Source organism: Pelomonas cellulosilytica (genome assembly GCF_021353265.1).
Taxonomy (GTDB): domain Bacteria; phylum Pseudomonadota; class Gammaproteobacteria; order Burkholderiales; family Burkholderiaceae_C; genus Pelomonas; species Pelomonas cellulosilytica.
Window position 1 is genome coordinate 42,268 of sequence record NZ_JAJTWU010000014.1, and the last position, 18,289, is coordinate 60,556.

Annotated in this window: 11 protein-coding genes and 1 pseudogene; 2 read left to right on the forward strand and 10 right to left on the reverse strand. The window is 66.9% G+C overall.

The window, feature by feature from the left end:
- Window positions 1-27: 27 nt before the first annotated feature.
- The 10 genes from LXT13_RS26505 to LXT13_RS26550 all read right to left on the reverse strand — a co-directional run bounded on the left by LXT13_RS26505 (window position 28) and on the right by LXT13_RS26550 (window position 14,818).
- Window positions 28-1,041, reverse strand: coding sequence for an AAA family ATPase (locus LXT13_RS26505; protein WP_233375338.1), 1,014 nt, complete (start codon window positions 1,039-1,041; stop codon window positions 28-30).
- Between the two features lie 120 nt (window positions 1,042-1,161).
- Window positions 1,162-1,833 (reverse strand): response regulator transcription factor, encoded by a 672-nt coding sequence (locus LXT13_RS26510; RefSeq protein WP_233375339.1) that lies wholly within the window; start codon window positions 1,831-1,833, stop codon window positions 1,162-1,164.
- Window positions 1,834-1,905: 72 nt separating this feature from the next.
- Entirely contained in the window at window positions 1,906-4,854 is a 2,949-nt protein-coding gene (locus LXT13_RS26515; RefSeq protein ID WP_233375340.1) for a TonB-dependent receptor domain-containing protein, read from the reverse strand.
- 241 nt (window positions 4,855-5,095) lie between these two features.
- The gene (locus LXT13_RS26520) at window positions 5,096-5,884 is read right to left on the reverse strand and encodes a retroviral-like aspartic protease family protein (protein WP_233375341.1); all 789 of its coding nucleotides are present in this window, start codon (window positions 5,882-5,884) and stop codon (window positions 5,096-5,098) included.
- A 233-nt stretch (window positions 5,885-6,117) separates the two neighbouring features.
- The gene (locus tag LXT13_RS26525) at window positions 6,118-9,000 is read right to left on the reverse strand and encodes an insulinase family protein (RefSeq protein WP_233375342.1); all 2,883 of its coding nucleotides are present in this window, start codon (window positions 8,998-9,000) and stop codon (window positions 6,118-6,120) included.
- Between the two features lie 20 nt (window positions 9,001-9,020).
- Entirely contained in the window at window positions 9,021-10,829 is a 1,809-nt protein-coding gene (locus tag LXT13_RS26530) for an ABC transporter ATP-binding protein/permease (protein ID WP_233375343.1), read from the reverse strand.
- Between the two features lie 477 nt (window positions 10,830-11,306).
- A complete protein-coding gene (locus LXT13_RS26535; RefSeq protein ID WP_233375344.1) occupies window positions 11,307-13,163 on the reverse strand; it encodes an AI-2E family transporter in 1,857 nt (618 codons plus the stop codon).
- Between the two features lie 166 nt (window positions 13,164-13,329).
- Window positions 13,330-13,560, reverse strand: coding sequence for a hypothetical protein (locus tag LXT13_RS26540; RefSeq protein WP_233375346.1), 231 nt, complete (start codon window positions 13,558-13,560; stop codon window positions 13,330-13,332).
- Window positions 13,561-14,062: 502 nt separating this feature from the next.
- Window positions 14,063-14,587 carry a LysR substrate-binding domain-containing protein gene (locus LXT13_RS26545; RefSeq protein WP_233375347.1) on the reverse strand — a complete coding sequence of 175 codons (525 nt, stop codon included), beginning with the start codon at window positions 14,585-14,587 and terminating at the stop codon, window positions 14,063-14,065.
- Between the two features lie 30 nt (window positions 14,588-14,617).
- Window positions 14,618-14,818: a hypothetical protein gene (locus tag LXT13_RS26550; RefSeq protein ID WP_233375348.1), complete on the reverse strand. Its 201-nt coding sequence runs from the start codon at window positions 14,816-14,818 to the stop codon at window positions 14,618-14,620.
- Between the two features lie 44 nt (window positions 14,819-14,862).
- On the opposite strand from LXT13_RS26550, the pseudogene LXT13_RS26555 reads away from it, so the two are divergent.
- Together LXT13_RS26555 and LXT13_RS26560 are read left to right on the forward strand one after the other, a co-directional pair.
- Window positions 14,863-15,538 (forward strand): annotated as a pseudogene (locus tag LXT13_RS26555) (aldo/keto reductase); the annotation flags it as partial.
- A gap of 1,104 nt (window positions 15,539-16,642) precedes the next feature.
- The gene (locus LXT13_RS26560; protein ID WP_233375349.1) at window positions 16,643-18,286 is read left to right on the forward strand and encodes a ShlB/FhaC/HecB family hemolysin secretion/activation protein; all 1,644 of its coding nucleotides are present in this window, start codon (window positions 16,643-16,645) and stop codon (window positions 18,284-18,286) included.
- Window positions 18,287-18,289 lie beyond the last annotated feature (3 nt).

Here is an 18,289-nt window from a genome sequence, read left to right on the forward strand (position 1 = left end):
GGGCCTTGTTCGCGTGCAGCCAGGCGCTCAAGCCGATGCGTGCGGCAGCTTGACGGCGGCCATCGCCGCGGCGACGAGCTGCTCGGCGTCCACACCGCTGGCACGAGCGCCGAAATTGGGCACCACACGGTGGCGCAGCACATCGGCGGCCACCGCGGCCACGTCGTCGCTGCTGACCATGTAGCGGCCGTCCAGCAGCGCCTTGACCTTGCCGGCCATCATGAGCCCCTGCACACCGCGCGGCGAGGCGCCCAGCATCACGTGGCGCTGCACCAGATCCGGTGCGTAAGGGCTACCGGGCTGCGTCGCCATGACAAGGCGGATGGCGTAGGTCTTGGCCGCGTCCGTGACGGGCACCAGTCGCACCAGCGCCTGCATATCGCACAGCGCCTTCGCATCCGAGACGGACTGCAGCCGGATCTCATGGCCGCTGGTGGTGCGGTCGATGATGTCGTGATAGTCCTGCTCGCGGGGGTAGCCCACCACCAGCTTGAACAGGAAGCGGTCCAGCTGCGCCTCGGGCAGCGGGTAGGTACCCTCCTGGTCCACCGGGTTCTGCGTGGCCATCACGCAGAACGGCCGGGGCATGACCAGCGTGCGGCCGCCCACGGTGACCTGGCGCTCCTGCATGACCTCCAGCAGCGCCGATTGGGTCTTGGGCGTGGCACGGTTGATCTCGTCGGCCAGCACGAGGTTGGCCACCACCGGCCCCTGCCGGAACACCAGCTCGTGCCGGCCACCTTCGGTTTCGGTCAGCACGGTGGTGCCAACGATGTCGGCCGGCATCATGTCGGGCGTGAACTGGATGCGCGCAAAGCTCAGGCTCAGCACCTTGCTGATTGAGCTCACCAGCATCGTCTTGCCCAGGCCGGGCACCCCCTCGAGCAGCACATGGCCACCGGCCATCAGGGCGGTGAGCACGCCGTCGATGACGTCGGCCTGGCCCACCACCATGCGCGCGATCTCGTCGCGGATGCGCGCATAGCCTTGGCGGAACTCGACGGCACTGTGACGCACGGCGTCCACCTCGTTGACATTCATAGAAGAAACACTCAAACGGTTACGGGCGGGAAGGCAGGCTTCGCAGGATGGCATGCCTGGATTGCCGCAAGCTGGCCTCCCACCACGGAAAGACGCCGGCGCCGGGGATGGCGCGTGGCGTCAGCGATCCGACAGGCGGTAGCCCAGGCCGCGGATGGACTGGATGCGCACCTGGTCGGTCAACCGCGCCAGGTGGCCCCGCAGCCGCGAGATCTGCGACTCCAGCGAGTTGGTGTTGACCGACTTGTCGTAGCCGTAGACCCGCAGCTCCAGCGCCTCGCGCTGCACCAGCATGCCGGGCCGCGCCATCAGCGCCTCCAGCACCAGAGCCTCGCCGCGGCGCAGCACCAGCGGCTGGTCGTCGATGAAAAACTGGCCATGGTCGACATCGTGCCGCAGCGGACCGAACACGCGGACCTGCGCCGGCGCATCCAGCGGATGCCTCAGCGCCGTGCGGATCCGGGCCAGCAGCTCGCGCGGCTCGAAGGGCTTGACGACGTAGTCGGTCGCCCCGCCCTCCAGGCCCGCGATGCGGTCGTCGATGCCGGCCATCGCGGTCAGCACGATGAAGCGCTGCGGCCTGCCGATCTGTTCCGCGAAGCCCATCAGCGACACGCCGTCGCCGTCGGGCAGCATGCGGTCGAGCAAGATGAGATCGAAGCTGCCATCGCGCATGGCATGACGCGCGATGGCCAGCGTGGCGGCCACGTCCACGACGAAGCCCTGGCGCTGGAGGTAGCCCACCAGCGTTTCGGCGACGTCGACGTTGTCTTCGACCAGCAGGAGTCGCATCAGTCAGGTCCCAGTCGGTGCAAGCCCGACGGGGCTCGGTGCGGAGCGGTGCCGCAAATGGCGCTGTCGAGCTCAGAAAGAATAGCTCAGCTCCACCGACACGGTCCGCCCGGCGACGTTGTAGCGCGCGGTGTCATAGGGCAGCGCACCCACCACGACGAAGGGCGGCTTGGCGTCCAGCAGGTTGCGCACCGCGACGGCCACGCGCGCATGCTTGTCGACGTTCCAGACGCCGCTCAGGTCCAGCGTCAGGTAGTGGTCGACGTGCTTGGCGTACTCCGGGTTGGTCACGACGCCCGCCGCAGTCAGGCTCTCGTAGTCGTTCAGATAGCTCGGCGTGTAGTAGGCCCACAGCATCAGGCTGTAGTCGTGGTGGTACCAGCCCAGCGAGGAGACGACCTTGTAGCGGTCCGGCCCCTGCAGCTTGCCGAGATTGGACACCGCCCCCCCGTTGAGCAGGCCCTGCGTCTCGGACTTAAGGTTGTCCACTACCGTGATGTGCGGCTCAAGCGTCCCATTCCCCAGCTGCAGCAGGTAGCTGGCCTCGTAGGTGATCGACTCGTAGACCGAGCCCACGATGTTGAACGTCATGTTGCGCGCCTCGGTGATCTTGCCGTTGGCGTCGCGCGGGTAGAACTGCGACAGCAGCAGCACCTGCTTCTGGGGCAGCAGCCGGTTGAGGTCGCCGGGCCGGGCGAACTGGTTCTTGATCTTGGTGCGCGACCAGGTGGCGGAGAGGTTGAGACCCTGCAGCGCATCCTCGGGCGACCAGTTGATGCCCAGCGATTGCTGCTTGGACGTCTCCGGGCGCAGGTCGGGGTTGGGGGCGATCTTCGACGGCACCTTGTAGGCGTCGCGTCCGAGCCAGCAGTCCGTCGTGCACTTGTAGCCCGGGTCATTGAAGATGATGGTCTCACCGACCACCGTCCCCTGCTGGCGGAACAGCTGCGTGTAGGGTGGCGCCTTGAAGCCCTGGGTCTGCTTGGCGCGCACCGTCAGCGTGTCGGTGGGCTGCCACATCACGCCGAGCGCCGGCGTCGTGCGCGCAAACGTGCCCTTGCCGAAGATCAGCTCTCCTCCCTGGTCGGGCGGCACGTTGTTGACGGTGCCGATGGCGCCGCTGGTGGTGTATATGTCGCGCCGCGCGGCGACATTGAGCGCCAGCGCATGCATGAAGGGCCGCCGGAACCCACTGCCGAACACCGGCACCGTGACTTCGCCGAAGTAGGCATGACGGCGCCGGTTCGGCGAGGTACCGGTGAAGGCCTTCACCTCGCGACTGTTCACGCCATCGTCGTTGTATTCGGTGCCGGCGGCGTAGTAGACCTTGCCGCCGGGCAGCGTGGCCAGGCGCCCCGTGACGCGCAGCTCGACGTTCTCCAGGCGCGAACCGCGATCCTCCACGTCGTTGTCATAGAGGAACGCCGCGACGCTGGAGCCGCCGCCGTCCGCCGTGGACTTGAAGGGATTGAACGCAACGTTGGGATCGCTGCTCGTGAGCGCCCGGCACTGCCGGTCGAACGCGGCGCGATACGCCGCGGGGTCGACGCCGTTCAGGTTCGCCAGCGGGTTGGACAGCTGGAGGTTGAAGCAGGACACGCCATTGGGCGACGTCGGGTCATCGATCAGATCCACCAGCGAGCCCAGGTTGGCGGAGCGACCGGACGACGTCGTGCGCGACGTCGTGTAGATCAGCTCGGCATGCGTCTCCGAGTTGACGTCCCAGGCCAGGCCTGCAGTGGCCACCCAGGAGCGGTTGACGTTGCTCAGCGTGCCGACCGGCAGCTGGCCGGCGGCCACCTCGGCAGCCGGGTTGTAGGACACCGGTGTGCCGGGGCTGAAGTCGTTGAATGCGTTGGCGGCGAACGGGTTGTAGTACTGCCCGGGGGCCAACGTCACGGTGAGCCCGGCTTCATAGTTGCGCTCGAGCGTGTTCGTCGCGCGGGTCAGCAGACCGTTCGCGAACAGGCGCAGGCCGTGTCCGAGCTCCTGTTCGAGGTTCAAGGACATGCTGGCCGACTTGACCTCGGCACCGTCGGTGCGGGGCACGTAGTCGCGCATTGCATCGGCGCCCACGGTGATGAAGTCCGACACCGTCGGCCGACCCTTGAAGCCCTTGGGCACCGTCAGGCCCTTGACGATCGTGGTCGAGATGCCCGTGTCGGGGTCGAAGTTGTACTCGGGCGTGCTGATGACGCCGGGCTGCAGGCCGTAGCTCAGCGAGCGGCGGTCGTAGTTGGTGTCGCCGTTGTAGTAGCCGGAATAGTTCTGCGTGACATAACCCGTCTTGGCATTGATGACAGGCATGCGCTTGCTGAAGTCTAGCGTGCCGGAAACGCTGCCTGATCCCCAGGCATAGCCCGACGCCACGCTGGCACGGCGCTCATCGGCACCGTTGTTGGAGTTCACGTACTTGGCGGTCACCGTGGTGCCGCGGAAATCCTTCTTCAAGATGAAGTTGATGACGCCGGCCATCGCATCCGAGCCATACACGGCCGAGGAGCCGCCCTGCGTGATCTCCACGCGCTCGATGGCGCTCAGCGGGATGCCGTTGAGGTTGACGAAGCCGTCCTCGATGCCGGCGGCGCCGGCCATGCGGCGACCGTTGACAAGGATCAGCGTGTTGCCTGCGCCCATGCCACCGAGGTTCGCCGCGGAGACGCCCAGCTGGCCGAGCGCGCCGACCGGCGCATTGCGTTGCGACAGGGGGCTGCGCCCGCGCTCGTTGGTGATGTCGCCGATGGTGGCGAGGTTCTGCGGCAGCGTGCGCAGCAACTCCTCCACACTGGAAACGCCCCGCGCCTGGATCTCCTCGGCGGTGATCACCGTCACGTTGGACGTCACGTCGCCATTGCGCAGCCGGCTGCCCGTCACCTCGATGGTGTTCAGCTTGACCGGCTCATCCTTGCCGGTTTCGTCCGGCTTCTTCACCGGCGCCGGCGTCGCCGGCTTGCCAGCCTCGGCCTGGGCCACCACGTTGGACGCCCACGCGCTGCACACCAAGACGGCAAGCGTAGACAAACTGAAGGATCGGTTCCGCAACTTCGCTCTCCCGGCATCAGCCCGCGCCCATTCCCCGACGACAGACTGTCCCTGACTAGGTTTCGCGCGGCTGCGTCCCGCAGCCTTCACGGCAGCACACCTCGTGCTGCATGTCAAAGGTATGTCGAGTAGGTTGCCTCAAGCTTGCCTGCGTTACGACTTGTAGGCGCTGGAACACGCAGGCATTCCCCAGGCGGCAGTACTGCCGCAGGCGCATCGGCTAGCGAGGCACGCCGATCTGCAGTTCGGCACGCGGGAAATCGACCGCATAGGTGCCCAGCACGGCCAGCAGGTCGATGCCCAGGATGAGGTGCGGCTTCTCCTCGCGCGCGCCAGCGGGGGCCGTGACGAGGATCGGGACATTGGACAGGGTCGCCGGCCCGATCTTGAACCTGTCGACATGGGTCGACATCACGCTGCTCACGGCTTGCGTGGCACCGCGGATGCCGCCGGCAGCCTTCAGCCGCGGGTCGTCGCGCCGCCAGCCCAGCGCAGCGACGACGGCCCAGTTGGCCACCGAGGTGCTGGCGCCGGTGTCCACCAGCGCATCAACCGCGACGCCGTCGATGGACAGCGGCACGTGCAGCAGGCCCAGCTCGTCGAGCCTGCCCTGGATAGCCGCACTGCCCGCAGTCACGGGCGAGGAAGCCGAGAAGGTCAGCCGGCCCTCGCGATGGTCGAAGCCCAGCTTGCCCTGAGCGAAATGCTCCACGCCGAGGATGCCGCGCGCGGACGTCGAGCCGGCATTGGGAAGGCCGGGCAAGGCGACGAACTGCGCCTGGAAGAGATCCGTCTTGAGTTCGTCGACGGGATAGAGCGCGACCTGAGCGCTGCCGGACACGCCCTGCACGCTGATCGACTCGCCCGGCAGCGGCTGCAGCCGCAGCTCCTGGGCGAGGGCGGCCGTGATGACGCTGGATTGCGCGGCGGTGTCCAGCACCATGTCGAACGGCCCCTGACCGTTGAACTGCACGCCGATCACCGGGCGGCCAGCGCGGTCAAGGCGCATGGGCGTGGAACGTGGGGCGGCCTCGACCGCGGGACGCGATGCGTCGGGCGTTGAAGGCTCTGCGGCCTGGACGATAGCGCCCCCCAGGGCGCACAGCAGCGGAAGCACGAGATGGAAGACAGGGCGCACGACGATACCTCGGGATGACGTCGGCAGGTTAAAGGACCTGGGTTGCCCGAATCTGGCGCGCGCCGCACCGCCGCCGGGCATGCGCACCGGCGGGCTGCGCAATCTCAGCCGGCTCGTGCCGCCAGCTCGCGGGCGATCTCGGTCAGGTCGGTCACGTCCAGCCCGGCAAGGTCCTGCCCAAGGTGTCCGGCGACCGCCACACGGCTGGCGCCGTCGACCGGCAGCCACGTCGCCACCGCCCGCTGCACCTGCTGCGGCGTGCAGGCCAGGATGCCGCGCCGGTAGGCGGCCCGGTCCTCATCGCGAATGCCACCACGGAGCAGGTACCAGCGGTGGAACATGTCGGCCACCGGCGAGGCGGGCGGGTCCAGCCGCTTGATGGCACTGATGACGGCCTGCTCCAGCGCGTCGCCACTGGCGGCGCTGTGCGATACCTCGTGGAGGCTTTCCTCGAAGTCGCGGAAGGTCTCGGCCAGCCGGGGGTCGCTGTCGGACTTCATGAAGAACAGGCCTGGCACCGGCGTGTAGCCGGCGCCGGCACCATAGGCGCCACCACGTTCGCGCACCCGGGTGTGCAGCTGTTGCTGCACCAGCAATTCGGCGGCCACCGCCAGCGCTGGCGCATCGGCATGATCCAGCGTCGGCACGGCCCAGCCCATCGTGCAGGCATTGATGCCCGTGCCGGAATGGAAGGCTCTGTGCAGTTGCTGGGGCTGATGGCGCCGCGGGGCCAGGGCCGCATCGCCGTCGCGGAACGGCCCGAGCCGCTGCGCCGCCTCCTGCAGCAGCGCGGCGCTGTCGGCCGCATCCGCCCCGCTGATGGCCTGGCGGGCGCCCTCCAGCACCCGCTGATGCATCCGGCGCAGTTGCGCGCAGACCTGGCCGGCCCCGTCGTCGTGCGACAGCAGCTGTCGCAGCTCTTCCAGGAAGTCCAGGGAAGGCAGGCCCTCCACTGCGTGCCGGAACGCCCCCGTGGGCGACAAGGCCTCGGTGAGCTCCAGCTGCGCGAATGCACCGGCGCCAAACGGCAGCGAGGTGATGCGCGCCTGGATGCCGCTGCGCAGCAGCTGGGCCACGCGCGCGTCATCGTCCAGCGCGGGCCGGATCAACCAGGCCTCCAGCACGTCCACGGCCGCCTGCTGGCGCTCCCGCAGCATGCTGCAGGACAGCGCCAGCGTGAGCCGCTGCGGCCCGCGCAACGGCGCCGGCGCGACCAGCGACACCTCGAAGGTCGGCACCTGCTCGTGGCGCCACCGGAGCGCATCCTCCCAGCGGCGCCCGCCGGCGCCGAGGCCGGCCAGCAAATGCGCATACAGATGCATCCATGGCCAGTCCGCCGCCGGCACCGCGCTGAGGTCCACGCACAGCTGCAGATGGCTGAGGCCCTGGGCCGCCATGCCGTGCGCGATGGCTGGGCCCGGCGTCCACGATGGCAGCGCACGCGGCTCACTCGCCAGGTCGGCCACGCGCAGGCGCGGCAGGCAATCGGCATCGTCGGGTCGGCCCTGTTGCGCCGCCAGCGCTGCGTTGTCGCGCAGGATCTGCTCGCGCGCCGCCACGTCCAGGCCGTCCACGCGCCGCGACAGCGCCAGCTGCTCGGCCCGTTCGCGCTCGCTGAAATAGGACGTGCTGGGCGACAGGTGCGCGCTCAGGTGTGCCGGGCACGCCAGCAACTCGCGCATGGCCCGCTGCACGAAACCCGGCTGCAACGCCACCGCCTCCAGGCGCGCCAGTGCTTCGGTCATGCCGAACACGCCCGCCAGCGACTGCTGGCGCAACAGCGCCTGCGATGCGTCGATCAGTCGGTTCAGGCCGTTGACGTCCTGCCGCACGCCGAACTGCAGTTCGCGCAGGCCGGCTTCCACCGCGGCCTGCGGGAGACCCGTCTCGGCCAGCTGCGACAGCACGTTCATGAACACTTCGCGCGCCGCGGGCACCTGGGCCTCGCGCAGGCCGCCCATGCCCAGGTGGAGCACGATCTGACGCGGCGAATCGTCCAGCCCCAGCAGGCTGCCTGCATGGCCGAAGCCCGCCGTCTCCACGGCCTGGCGCACCGGCGCGCCGGCATGGCCGATCAGCAGGCTGACCAGCAGCCGCAGCTGCAGCGTACGGTCCACGTCGGCGCTGTCATGCAGCCGCCAGGCCAGCTGCAGGCCATGCGCGGCAGCACCCTCCCCCTGCGCCGGCACGGGCACGACGATGTGGCGCGGCGCCGTCCAGGCGTCCGCCAACTGCGGCTGCAGGCGCGGCCTTGGCGCGGCGGGCAGTCGGGACAGCACGCGCTGCTCCAGCGTCCGCTGCACGTCGTTCGGGTCCAGAGGCCCCGCCGTCATGAAGAGTGCCTGCGACGGGTGGTAGTGCCTGCGGTGGAACTCGCGCAGCGCGTCGTGGTCCAGCGACGGGATCTGCAGCGGGTCGCCGCCGGAGTTGTAGGCGTAGGTCGTGCCGTCAAGCAGTGCCGCCATGATCCCGCTGCGCGCGACATCGGCCGGGTTCGACGACACCCCCTTCATCTCGTTCAGCACCACGCCCTGGTAGGACGCTGCGCCGCCGTCCGGACGCTCCAGCTCGATACGCCAGCCTTCCTGCAGGAAGCTGAGCCGGTCCAGCGTCGGGAAGAAGGTGGCGTCGAGGTAGACCTCGAGCAGGTTGCGGAAGTCGGCCGGGTCGGTGGTCGAGAACGGGTAGACCGTGCGATCCGGGTAGGTCATCGCGTTCATGAACGTCGCGACCGAGCGCCGCATCATCATGAAGAACGGGTCCCGTACCGGGAAGCGCTGCGAACCGCACAGCACCAGGTGCTCCAGGATGTGGGCACGCCCGTCGCTGGCCATGGGCACCGTGGGAAATCCCACCAGGAAGGCCAGTTCCGGTTCCTGCGTGGCCAGGTGGACGTGCTCCGCCCCCGACGCGGCGTGGCGGAAGAGACTGACGCTGGCGTCGATGTGCGGCAGCGCGAGCTGCTCGATGAACTGAAAGGTCGACATGAAGAACCTGGGGATGACGGTCAGGCCGACGCCAGTACGGCGGGCGGCGGCGCCACGGCCGGCGACGCGGTCTGGGTTTCGACGGCCAGCGCCTGCTGAGCCGTCTCCAGCCGCCAAGCGCCGCCGCTGAGCAGCCTCAGCACCTGCTGGTGCGAGTCGATGAGCCGCGCGCGGTGTCCGACGCTGACGACCGTCGCGCCAGAGCGGCGCAGTAGCGCGTAGAGCAGGTCTTCGGTGGCAGCGTCCACGGCGCTGGTCGCCTCGTCCAGGAACACGAACTCCGGCTTGCAGTACAGCACCCGCGCGAAGGCGATGCGCTGCTGCTCGCCCAGCGACAGCAGCCTTCCCCAGTCCTGCACCGTGTCGAAGCCGCCGTGGCGCTCGGCGAGGTCGCCCAGCTGCACGCGTTCGAGCAGCGCTTGCAACTCGGCGTCGTCCAGCGTCGCCCGGCCTGCCGGGTACATGATCTGCGAGCGCAGGTCGGACAACGTCATGTAGGGTGCCTGCGGCAGGAACAACGCCCGCTCCGGCGATGGCATCGTGATGCGGCCGCTACCGGCACTCCACAGGCCGGCCATCGTGCGCAGCAGCGAACTCTTGCCCACGCCCGTCTGGCCCATGATGAGCAGGCGGGCACCGGGCTCCAGAGTCAGCGACAAGCCCTTCACCAGCGACAGCTCGCCACCGGGCGTGTGCACCGACACGTCGTCGAGCTCGATGCGGTCGCCTGCCTGGCGGCGGATACCGTCCTCCTGCTGGTGGCCCAGCTGCTCGCAGCGTTCGTCAAGCTGAGCCAGACGCACCGCATGCGGCGCCAGCGACGCCAGCACCGGAATGAACACCGTGATCGCCGAGAACGCGCCCTGTATCTGCACCGCCGCCATCTGCGCCTGCGTGATCGCGCCGTAGTCCAGCTGGCCGGCGAAGTACATCGGCACCAGCAGCAGCAGCGGCAGCACCATCCACACGGCACTGAGCACCGCCTGCCCCCCGGCGACCACGTTGTTGTAGCGCACGTTGATCAGCAGCTTCTCGACGACGATGCGCATGCGTTGGCGCAGGTTGCCGAGCTCGGCGCCCTCGCCACGATAGAAGGCCACCACCTCGGCGTTGTTGCGAACGTGCAGCAGGCCGTAGCGCAGGTCCGCCTCGGCCAGCGTGATGTCGTAGCTCTGCTTGACGATGGGGCGCTGCAGCCAAATCGTCACGAGGAACTGCACCACCGAGAAGCCGATGGTGGCCCAAAACAGCGGCATGGACAGGCTCATCAGCACGCCAGACTGGACGCTCAACGCGCCGATGGAGCCGATGATGTTCCCGGGAATGCCGATCAACGTCATGACGAAGGCAGGCACCTCTTCCTGGATGCGCTGGTCCGGGTTGTCCAGCGCGGGGTCTCCCCCGATCACGTAGTAGGCGCGGAACTGCAGGTAGCGTTCGGTGATGTAGTCCGTCAGCCAGTTGCGCCAGTGCACGTTCAGCCGCGAGGCCAGGTAGTTGGTCGGAATGTTCAGCAGGTCGCGCCCGAAAGTCACGGCGGCCAGCAGTGCGAACACCGTCCAGAACGGGTTCTCCTGCTTGCCCACCAGCGCGTTCGTCATGTCGCGGGACAGGTAGGTGACCCAGCCGCCCAGCGCGACACCGGCCACGATCAGCCCACAGCTGAAGATCAGCACCAGCCAGGATCGCCACGCGCCATGGCGGACCCAATAAGGCCGCGCAATGTGGTAGATGCGCCGCAGCAGCAGCCAGTCCAGCCTGAAGTCACGGCGCGGCACGCGGCCGTTGACCGCCGCGTCGGCACGGCCATGCACGGTCGGCGCGTTCATCGGCGGCAGCGCGCCGCAGCGCGTATCACGGGCCGACGATGCATCGACAAGACGCTCAGTGCCTCGATCGGCCGACACACGTGCAGTACAGGCAAGGTCAATCCCAGAGTTCCTAAAAGGAGCGCACCTTAGGAGAGATTGATTGCCGGAAACTGGCCTGTCGTCGTTTTGGCTGAACGGGCACCGGCAACATGCGCGCCGCAGGCCTCATGCCAGATCAACCCGGAAGGAGGACCTCAATCAGCGTGGCCTCAGAGCGCGGCATCAGCGCACCTGCAGAGCCCGGTTCCACAGGCGCCGTCGCGACCCCATCCTTCGGAAGCTCACCTGGGTGGAGGCCGCAGGCGATGTTCTTCCTTGCCTGCATTGTCCCGAGCGCCTTGTTAGCCGGTGCCGCCTTCCTTCTGCAACCTATGTGGCTGCCGGCAGAAGTTGTGAACGGTGCTGCCAGGATCGGCAAGTTCACAGCCGTCCAGGTCAGGATCCTGATGGCCCGAGTGCGCGAGCTCGATCAGATGCTGTACGTCGGGGCTCTAGCAGCGCGAGAGCCTCTTCGAAGGAGTAGGCGGTGCTATGCACCAAGCTTGTGGTGATCGGGTCGATCTGTTCCTGGCGCTGCAGAGCCGGCATCACCAGAACGATGTTGGACTGCGAAAGCGCCACGAGCGTCTCGTTGAGCAGTTGGCTGTCCTGGCTGACCAGGTGGTGCGCGGCAGTGCCGACGACAAAGGCGGTGCCCACGATGTCGGCTCTGGCTTCCGCGGGTGGGTCGGCCAGTTCGGCGATCGTGACGTGTCGAGCGTCCAAGCCCTCGGCGCGCAGGACCCGCACCAGCAGTTCGGCGATCAACTGGGACTGTTCGTCAGCCATGCTGATGCACAGTGACACCGAGCCCGCCGGCACGTCCAGCCGCCCCTGCCAGCGTCCCTCCCGCTGCACCCGGCCCTGGCGCAACGCGATGCCGAGGCTCGTCGCGTCGAGCAAGGCTCCGCGCGCGGCGCGTGTGCGGCGCGGCTCGTGCGCCAACTCGCTGAAGATGCGCGCCACGACCTGCTCGCACCGGCGACGCTGCTCGTCGCTGATCAGCCCCTGCGCCTGGTCTGCCGTTGCCATCTCGAATGCGGGAATGACGATCTTGTCGCAGTAGGCAGCCAGCGATTTGCGCTTCAGGAAGGCGCGGGCATCGGCCACGATCTCCACCGAATCGCCGCTGATGCAGCGCTGGTAGAAGCGCTGCGACATCGTCAGCGCGGGCGTGTCACCGAACAGGATGTCCAGGAAGGCCAGCGCCGGTACATGGCGGCCGGCGACCACCAGGCACAGCATCAGCGGGGTCGACAGCAGCAGCCCCACGGGGCCCCAGAGCGCCCCCCAGAAGATGGCCGCCACCACCACCGAGAACGGCGAGAGTCCGGTCGCGTGGCCGTAAAGCTTGGGTTCAACGACATGCGCCACGACCAGTTCGACCACCAGGAACACCACCAGCGTGGCGCCCATCAACTCCCAACCGGGCACGACCGCCGCGGCGAAGGTGCTGGCGCACACCGCCGCTACCGGAAAGCCGACATAGGGAATGAAGCGCAGCAGCCCGGCCAGCGTGGCCCAGACGGCCGCCTGAGGCACGCCCACCGCAGCCAGCAGCAGCCCGATCACGACGGCCACGCCCAGGTTCACGGAGAACTGCGAGGCGAAAAAGCGTGACAGCCGCTGCCCGGCGTCGTTGAACGCATTCGTGGCTGCCCGGACGTCCTGGCCGCCCGTCAGGCGGATCAGCCGATCGCGCAGAGAGTCCTGCTCCAGCAGCACGAAGATCAGGACCAGCAGCACCACGCCGGCGGTGCCCAGAGGCGCCCAGAGCGACGAGACGAAACGCATAAGCAGGGCCAAGGGCGCGCCGGCGTTCCCCGCTTCACTGCTGTGGGCTGGCTCGCTCGGCGGGGCCAGGTCGCCGATCAGGCGGTCGGCGTGCCCTTGCGCCTCGGCCAGCCTGCCCAGCGTGGCCTCACGCATGGTGGCGATCTTTGCCCGTACATGAGCCTCGTAGCGCGGCATGCTGTCGGCTATGGTGCCCAGCTGCAACAGGATGGCCGTTGCCACGCTCGCCGTCGCCAGGGCGGCGACGGCGAGCGTCAGTATTGCCGCTGGCGCCTGGGCCAGCCCCAGCCCGCGGAGCTTCTTTACGAGCGGTGCCATCATGAAGCCCAGCATGGCCGCCAGCGTGATCGGCACCAACACCCCCCGCCCCACGTACAGCAGGCCCAGCACACAAGTGCCGGCCAGGATCTTCAGTGCCACGCTCGAGGTACGTTCCTCGCGGGCTTCAGTCGACGTCATCTGGGCTCGTGGTGGTTGCGAAGGGCGGCAGTATGAAGCGCTGCCGCTGCAGTCGGAATTATCGATGCGTCGTATGTGAGACCCAATTGAAGGGTGAGCCCGTTGTACTCACTCGGCTGCAGCGCGGTTTCAGGCGCAGGTCGAAGATCGACACGCTGACGCAGCGTCAGTTCACCTTGACGATCACGAAGCGCGGCGCATTGGCGATATGGGAGCGCGCCTCGTAGCGACGGATTCTCTGAACGCGAGCGATGTCGAAGCGAAGCCCCTGGCTGGCACGTGGGCCTCCAGTGGGTGGCTCTTCCGGCGCACGATTCACCCCGCTCACACCCCTGGCGACGAGGTGGACGTGCGACATCGCCGGCAGGTGCGTGTAGCGCGACAAAGTGCCGTGCATGGCCTGCGGGTGGCGGGCAGTTGGCCAACAGCGCACATGCGTTCGAGGTCACGGGGACGACAGCCGCGGCCATGCAGCCATGCTGACATCAAGCGCAGGACGAGGGAGTCCGCGTGCTCATCTGACCTGCTTGGAGCCTTGCAGCCGCGCCCCCGTGATGAACTGCCCCGCGTTGGCCCAGGCCGTGAACATCGGGGAGTCGGAAGGGTCACCTTCGCGGCCTGGGACTCGCCCCACGACTGTCAGACTCTTTTTGGCAGCTCGCATGCGCACCGGGAGGAACCACAGGACTTCGAGCTGTCCGCTCCACGGGCATGCTCCAGGTTGAGCGCGTCCCGGGTGGGTTGCGCCGCAGCGGTCAGGTGGACTGCACCAGGAGTCAAAGAGGCCACGCCTGAACTACGGCCGACGCTCAGCCATGCGCCATCGCAGTCGGCCTTCAGCAGCCGGGCATCCGGTGCCGACAAAGTCAGGAGTCGCCTCGGTGAGGTGTCCGCCCCCCTCAACTTTGCGCATCCATCCTCTGCACCCCGCTGTGCATGAGCCGTCGCAGCCAGACCAGACCCTGGTCCTGTGTGCGGTACTTGTGCCACTGCAACGACTGCTCCATCTTGGGCATGTCGATGCGCGGCGGCAGCAAGATCAGTTCCTGCTGCAGCTGCGCCAGCCGCGCATGGCGCCTGTGCATGGTGGCGATGCGTTCCGTATTGGCCACCAGCATGGCCACGGAGTTGAAGTTGTACGTCGTGACCTCGACCTTGCGCGATACGCCGTAGCGCTGCAGGAACCAGGACTCGAAGCTGGGCGCGCTGTCAGGCGGCTGCATGACCACATGGCCGGCCTCGACATAACGCTCGAAAGTCAGGGGTTGCCGGGCGTGTGAGCTGCTGGCGGAGACGATGCAGACGAACTCCTCTTCCCACAGCCGTTCGATCGGGTGATCCAACGAACAGTACTCGCGGGGGTAGACGAGCATGTCAGCCTCGTTGCGCTCGATGGCACGCTGTGGCTTCTCGACCTGCGGCATGAAGCGAAATCTCAGCGTGCGGGACTGTGCCTACGCAATCGCCATCAGATGCGGGGCCAGCGTCGACAGGGTGTAGTCCGAAGCCAGGATGCGGAACTCACGGTCCGATGTAGCCGGGTCGAACGCCGGCTGCGCAGCGATGGAGCTGTCGACCCGCACGAGCACGTCCCGCACCGATTCCTGCAGCGCCTCCGCACGCGGCGTCAGCTCCATCTTGCGGCCAACCTGCACCAGCAACTGATCGTCGAAGTACTCGCGCAGTCGCGCCCAGCGTCGAAGCCAGCCTGAAACGGCTGCGTACCGAGATCATCGACGTGCTCTACCTGCACCGCCTGGATTTCGCTGTCCCGATCGAGGACAGCGTCGGCGCCATGGCTGAACTGGTGACAGCGGGCAAGGTCCGGGCGCTGGGCCTGTCGGAGGTCTCGGCGACGACGCTGCGCCGCGCACGCCGTTCATCCCATCGCGGCCCTGCAGTCGGAGTATTCGCTCTGGACCCGCAACCCGGAGATTGCCGTGCTCCAAGCCTGCCGCGAGCTGGGCGTGGCCTTTGTCGCCTTCAGCCCGTTGGCGCGCGGCTTCCTCGGTGGCGACCTGCGCGACATCAGCCGGCTGGAGCCCAAGGACATCAGCCGAGCGATGCCGCGCTTCTCGCGCGAGAACTACGTGGCCAACCTGAATCTGCTCAGCGCCTTCGAGGACGAAGCCTACACACTGAACTGCGCGCCGGCCACGCTGGCGCTGGCCTGGTTGCTGCATCAGGGCGAGGACATCATCCCCATTCCGGGAACGTCTCAACCCGAGCACCTGTGGGAGCTGATCGCCGCGCCAAGGCTGGCGCTGAACATGGCGACGCTGCACAGACTGAATGTGCTGATCAACCAGCAGACCGTACACGGCGCCCGCTACAACGCTGCCACTCAAGCCGAGATCGATACCGAGGAATTCTGACGTTCGATTCGCCGCGTGCCAGCGGCGACGACTTCCGACGCCTGGCGGGGCAACTCGACGTTGCCGCTCACCCCCTCGGGCAGAGTGATCTCGAACCTGGCCTGCACCGCCTCGCCAGGCCCTCGGGCCGAGAAGGCTTCTCCCTGATCAGTCTGCAAGCGACAACGCCACGCCCCAGGAGTGCATCCAACAGCGGTCGGCAGCACACGGCCCTGAAACCTGGCTCCATGCTGGCGCGCCCCGCGACACGGCCGTGCAAGAACCCGGTGATGCGTCCCAGCGCATGGTGGTCGAACGAGTTCATGGCGACATCGCCGGTGCCCCCCGTTCCACCGGTCCCTGCTGTCCAGCAGAGCTTCTTCGCACCTATCGTCAGCGTTGTAGTGCTGCACGAAGCCGCTCCGGCGCATGCACTTCAAGGCGATGCGCAGTCGCCCTTTGCCAGCCTTCAGGTCCACCTGCCATAGGACGACCAGCACAAGCTGGGGACAGCACGGTTCGACAAGGTCGGCGAGGTTCTGCAGAACAAGGTCACGGCGGTCGGCACCGGCACCGGCACCATCGTTGACGCCACCATCATCTTCTCGGCCTCGATACCGTATCGGCCGTATTGCTGGGAGCGGCCATAGCGGGGTTCCGCAGCCTCCTTGACGCCTATGCCGCTGCATTGGGTCGGCCCCTGCTCCGCCCCTCATGACCGCGCTCCTGCTCGCCGGGGCCGTCCTACATCCCTGTCAGGGAATGGATTTCCGAGGGCCTGACTAAATCGTCGTATCCGGTTTCGGTTGGGCGGTTGAGGCAATTTATTGATTTCTTGCCCTGCTGCAGTCCAACTGATCTTTGGTCGCTGCGAGCCAATGGTGACAAGTTAACGGTTTCTTCGAGAGTTCACTCGGGCGACCCAGCATGTTTTTGCTTGGCGGCTATGATTTTTTGCGTCAAGCCGTGGCTACCCACGCCTATAGTTTGCACCTGCGGCCAAATCAAATAAATACGGCCAACAAAACATATTTCAAAGCTCTGTGCGGGCATGCCCACGCCGATGCCTCTGCACTTTGTATTTAGGCCGCCCCGAGCACAGGTATGTGAGGCGCGAAACTCCAAATGAAAACATACATATCCCCAGCGCCCCTTTTGTTTGCCTTGGCCGCGACACTTTCCGGCGCTGCCTGGGCCCAAACCCCTCCCGACGCCGGCTCTCTGCAGCAGCAGATCGAGCGCGAGCGCCAACAGCAAATGCCAAGGCGCATAGCGCCCGACAAACCCGCTCTCCCGGCGGCGATAAAGCCAGCCGCTGGCGTGACGGTCACCGTCAAGGAATATCGTTTTATCGGAAACACCCTGCTGAGCAATGAGCAGCTGGCCGTTGCGGTGGCTCCGTACGTCAATCGTCCCGTCGACTTTGTGCAGCTCAATGCCGCGGCCGCCGCGGTGGCCGACCTCTACCGCGCCGCGGGCTGGGTCGTGCGCGCCTATTTGCCGCAGCAGGACATTCAAAAAGGCGTAGTGACCATCCAGATCGTTGAAGCCGTCTTCGGCAAGCTCCACCTCGAAGGGACGCTGCCTCAACGCATCTCCGCAGGCCGCATCGAAGGCATCTTCACAGCCCAGCAAGCCAGCGGTGCCCCGCTGAATGCGGTCGCTCTCGACCGCGCCCTGCTGATCGCCGATGACCTGCCCGGCGTCTCGGTGGTCGGTAGCCTTGTCGCAGGCGCCTCCGAGCGTGAAACCGACCTCGTCTTGAAAGCCTCAGATGAAGCGTTCGTCGTCGGCGAAGCGGCCATCGATAACACTGGCTCGCGTTCCACCGGCATCGATCGCCTGAGCGTCAACATCGGCCTCAACAGCCCTTTAGGCTTGGGTGACCTCGCCACCGCGAACCTGATCCACTCCACGGGCAGCGATTACGTCCGACTGGACTTCTCCTTGCCGCTGGGCAGTGATGGCTGGCGCTGGGGCCTCAATGCCTCCCAGCTGCACTACCGCTTGGTCGCCAGCGAGTTCAGTGGGCTGCATGGAAAAGGCAGCTCGGATACCGTGGGACTTGAGGGGAGCTACCCCATCCTGCGTTCGCGCCTGGCCAACCTGTTCCTCAACCTCACCCAAGATCAAAAGAGGTTCGACAACCAGTCCAGCGGCGCAATCACGACGCGCTACACCACGGACACCACGAGCATTGCCTTGAACGGGAACCTGTTCGACAACTGGGGCGGCGGCGGGGCCAACTTCAGCAGCCTGAACTGGATTGCCGGTCGTCGAAAGACGGACATTGGAACCACCGACCAGAACTTCAGCAAGCTCAAGTTCAGTCTCTCGCGCCAGCAAGTCATCAGCAATGCCCTCTCCTTCTACGCTGCGCTGAATGGGCAGACGTCCGGAGACAGGCTCGACAGCTCTGAAAAGTTCTATCTTGGCGGCGCAAACGGCGTGCGTGCGTACCCGAGTAGCGAAGGCGGCGGCGACAGTGGCGTGCAAACCAGCCTGGAACTGCGCTGGAGACTGCCTGAGGGTCTCATCCTGACCGGCTTCCACGACTACGGTCGGCTGCACAGCAGCGAGGCAGCCCTGCGCTACAGCCTGCAGGGATATGGCCTTGCGATTGGTTGGCAAGCACCGGCGGGCATCAACCTCAAGGCAAGCTGGGCACGCCGCATTGGCAAGAACCCAAACCCCACTGCGGCTGGCAACGATCAGGATGGCAGCCTCGATGTCGACCGGCTCTGGCTCTCGGCCAGCCTGACGTTCTAAGAA

Excerpts from the sequence above, each read along its gene's own strand:
- LXT13_RS26535 (WP_233375344.1), bottom strand. The coding sequence starts at position 13,163 with ATGACGTCGACTGAAGCCCGCGAGGAACGTACCTCGAGCGTGGCACTG.
- LXT13_RS26525 (WP_233375342.1), bottom strand. The coding sequence starts at position 9,000 with ATGTCGACCTTTCAGTTCATCGAGCAGCTCGCGCTGCCGCACATCGAC.
- LXT13_RS26505 (WP_233375338.1), bottom strand. The coding sequence starts at position 1,041 with ATGAATGTCAACGAGGTGGACGCCGTGCGTCACAGTGCCGTCGAGTTC.
- LXT13_RS26520 (WP_233375341.1), bottom strand. The coding sequence starts at position 5,884 with ATGCGCCTTGACCGCGCTGGCCGCCCGGTGATCGGCGTGCAGTTCAAC.
- LXT13_RS26545 (WP_233375347.1), bottom strand. The coding sequence starts at position 14,587 with ATGCCGCAGGTCGAGAAGCCACAGCGTGCCATCGAGCGCAACGAGGCT.
- LXT13_RS26510 (WP_233375339.1), bottom strand. The coding sequence starts at position 1,833 with ATGCGACTCCTGCTGGTCGAAGACAACGTCGACGTCGCCGAAACGCTG.
- LXT13_RS26560 (WP_233375349.1), top strand. The coding sequence starts at position 16,643 with ATGAAAACATACATATCCCCAGCGCCCCTTTTGTTTGCCTTGGCCGCG.
- LXT13_RS26530 (WP_233375343.1), bottom strand. The coding sequence starts at position 10,829 with ATGAACGCGCCGACCGTGCATGGCCGTGCCGACGCGGCGGTCAACGGC.
- LXT13_RS26540 (WP_233375346.1), bottom strand. The coding sequence starts at position 13,560 with ATGCACGGCACTTTGTCGCGCTACACGCACCTGCCGGCGATGTCGCAC.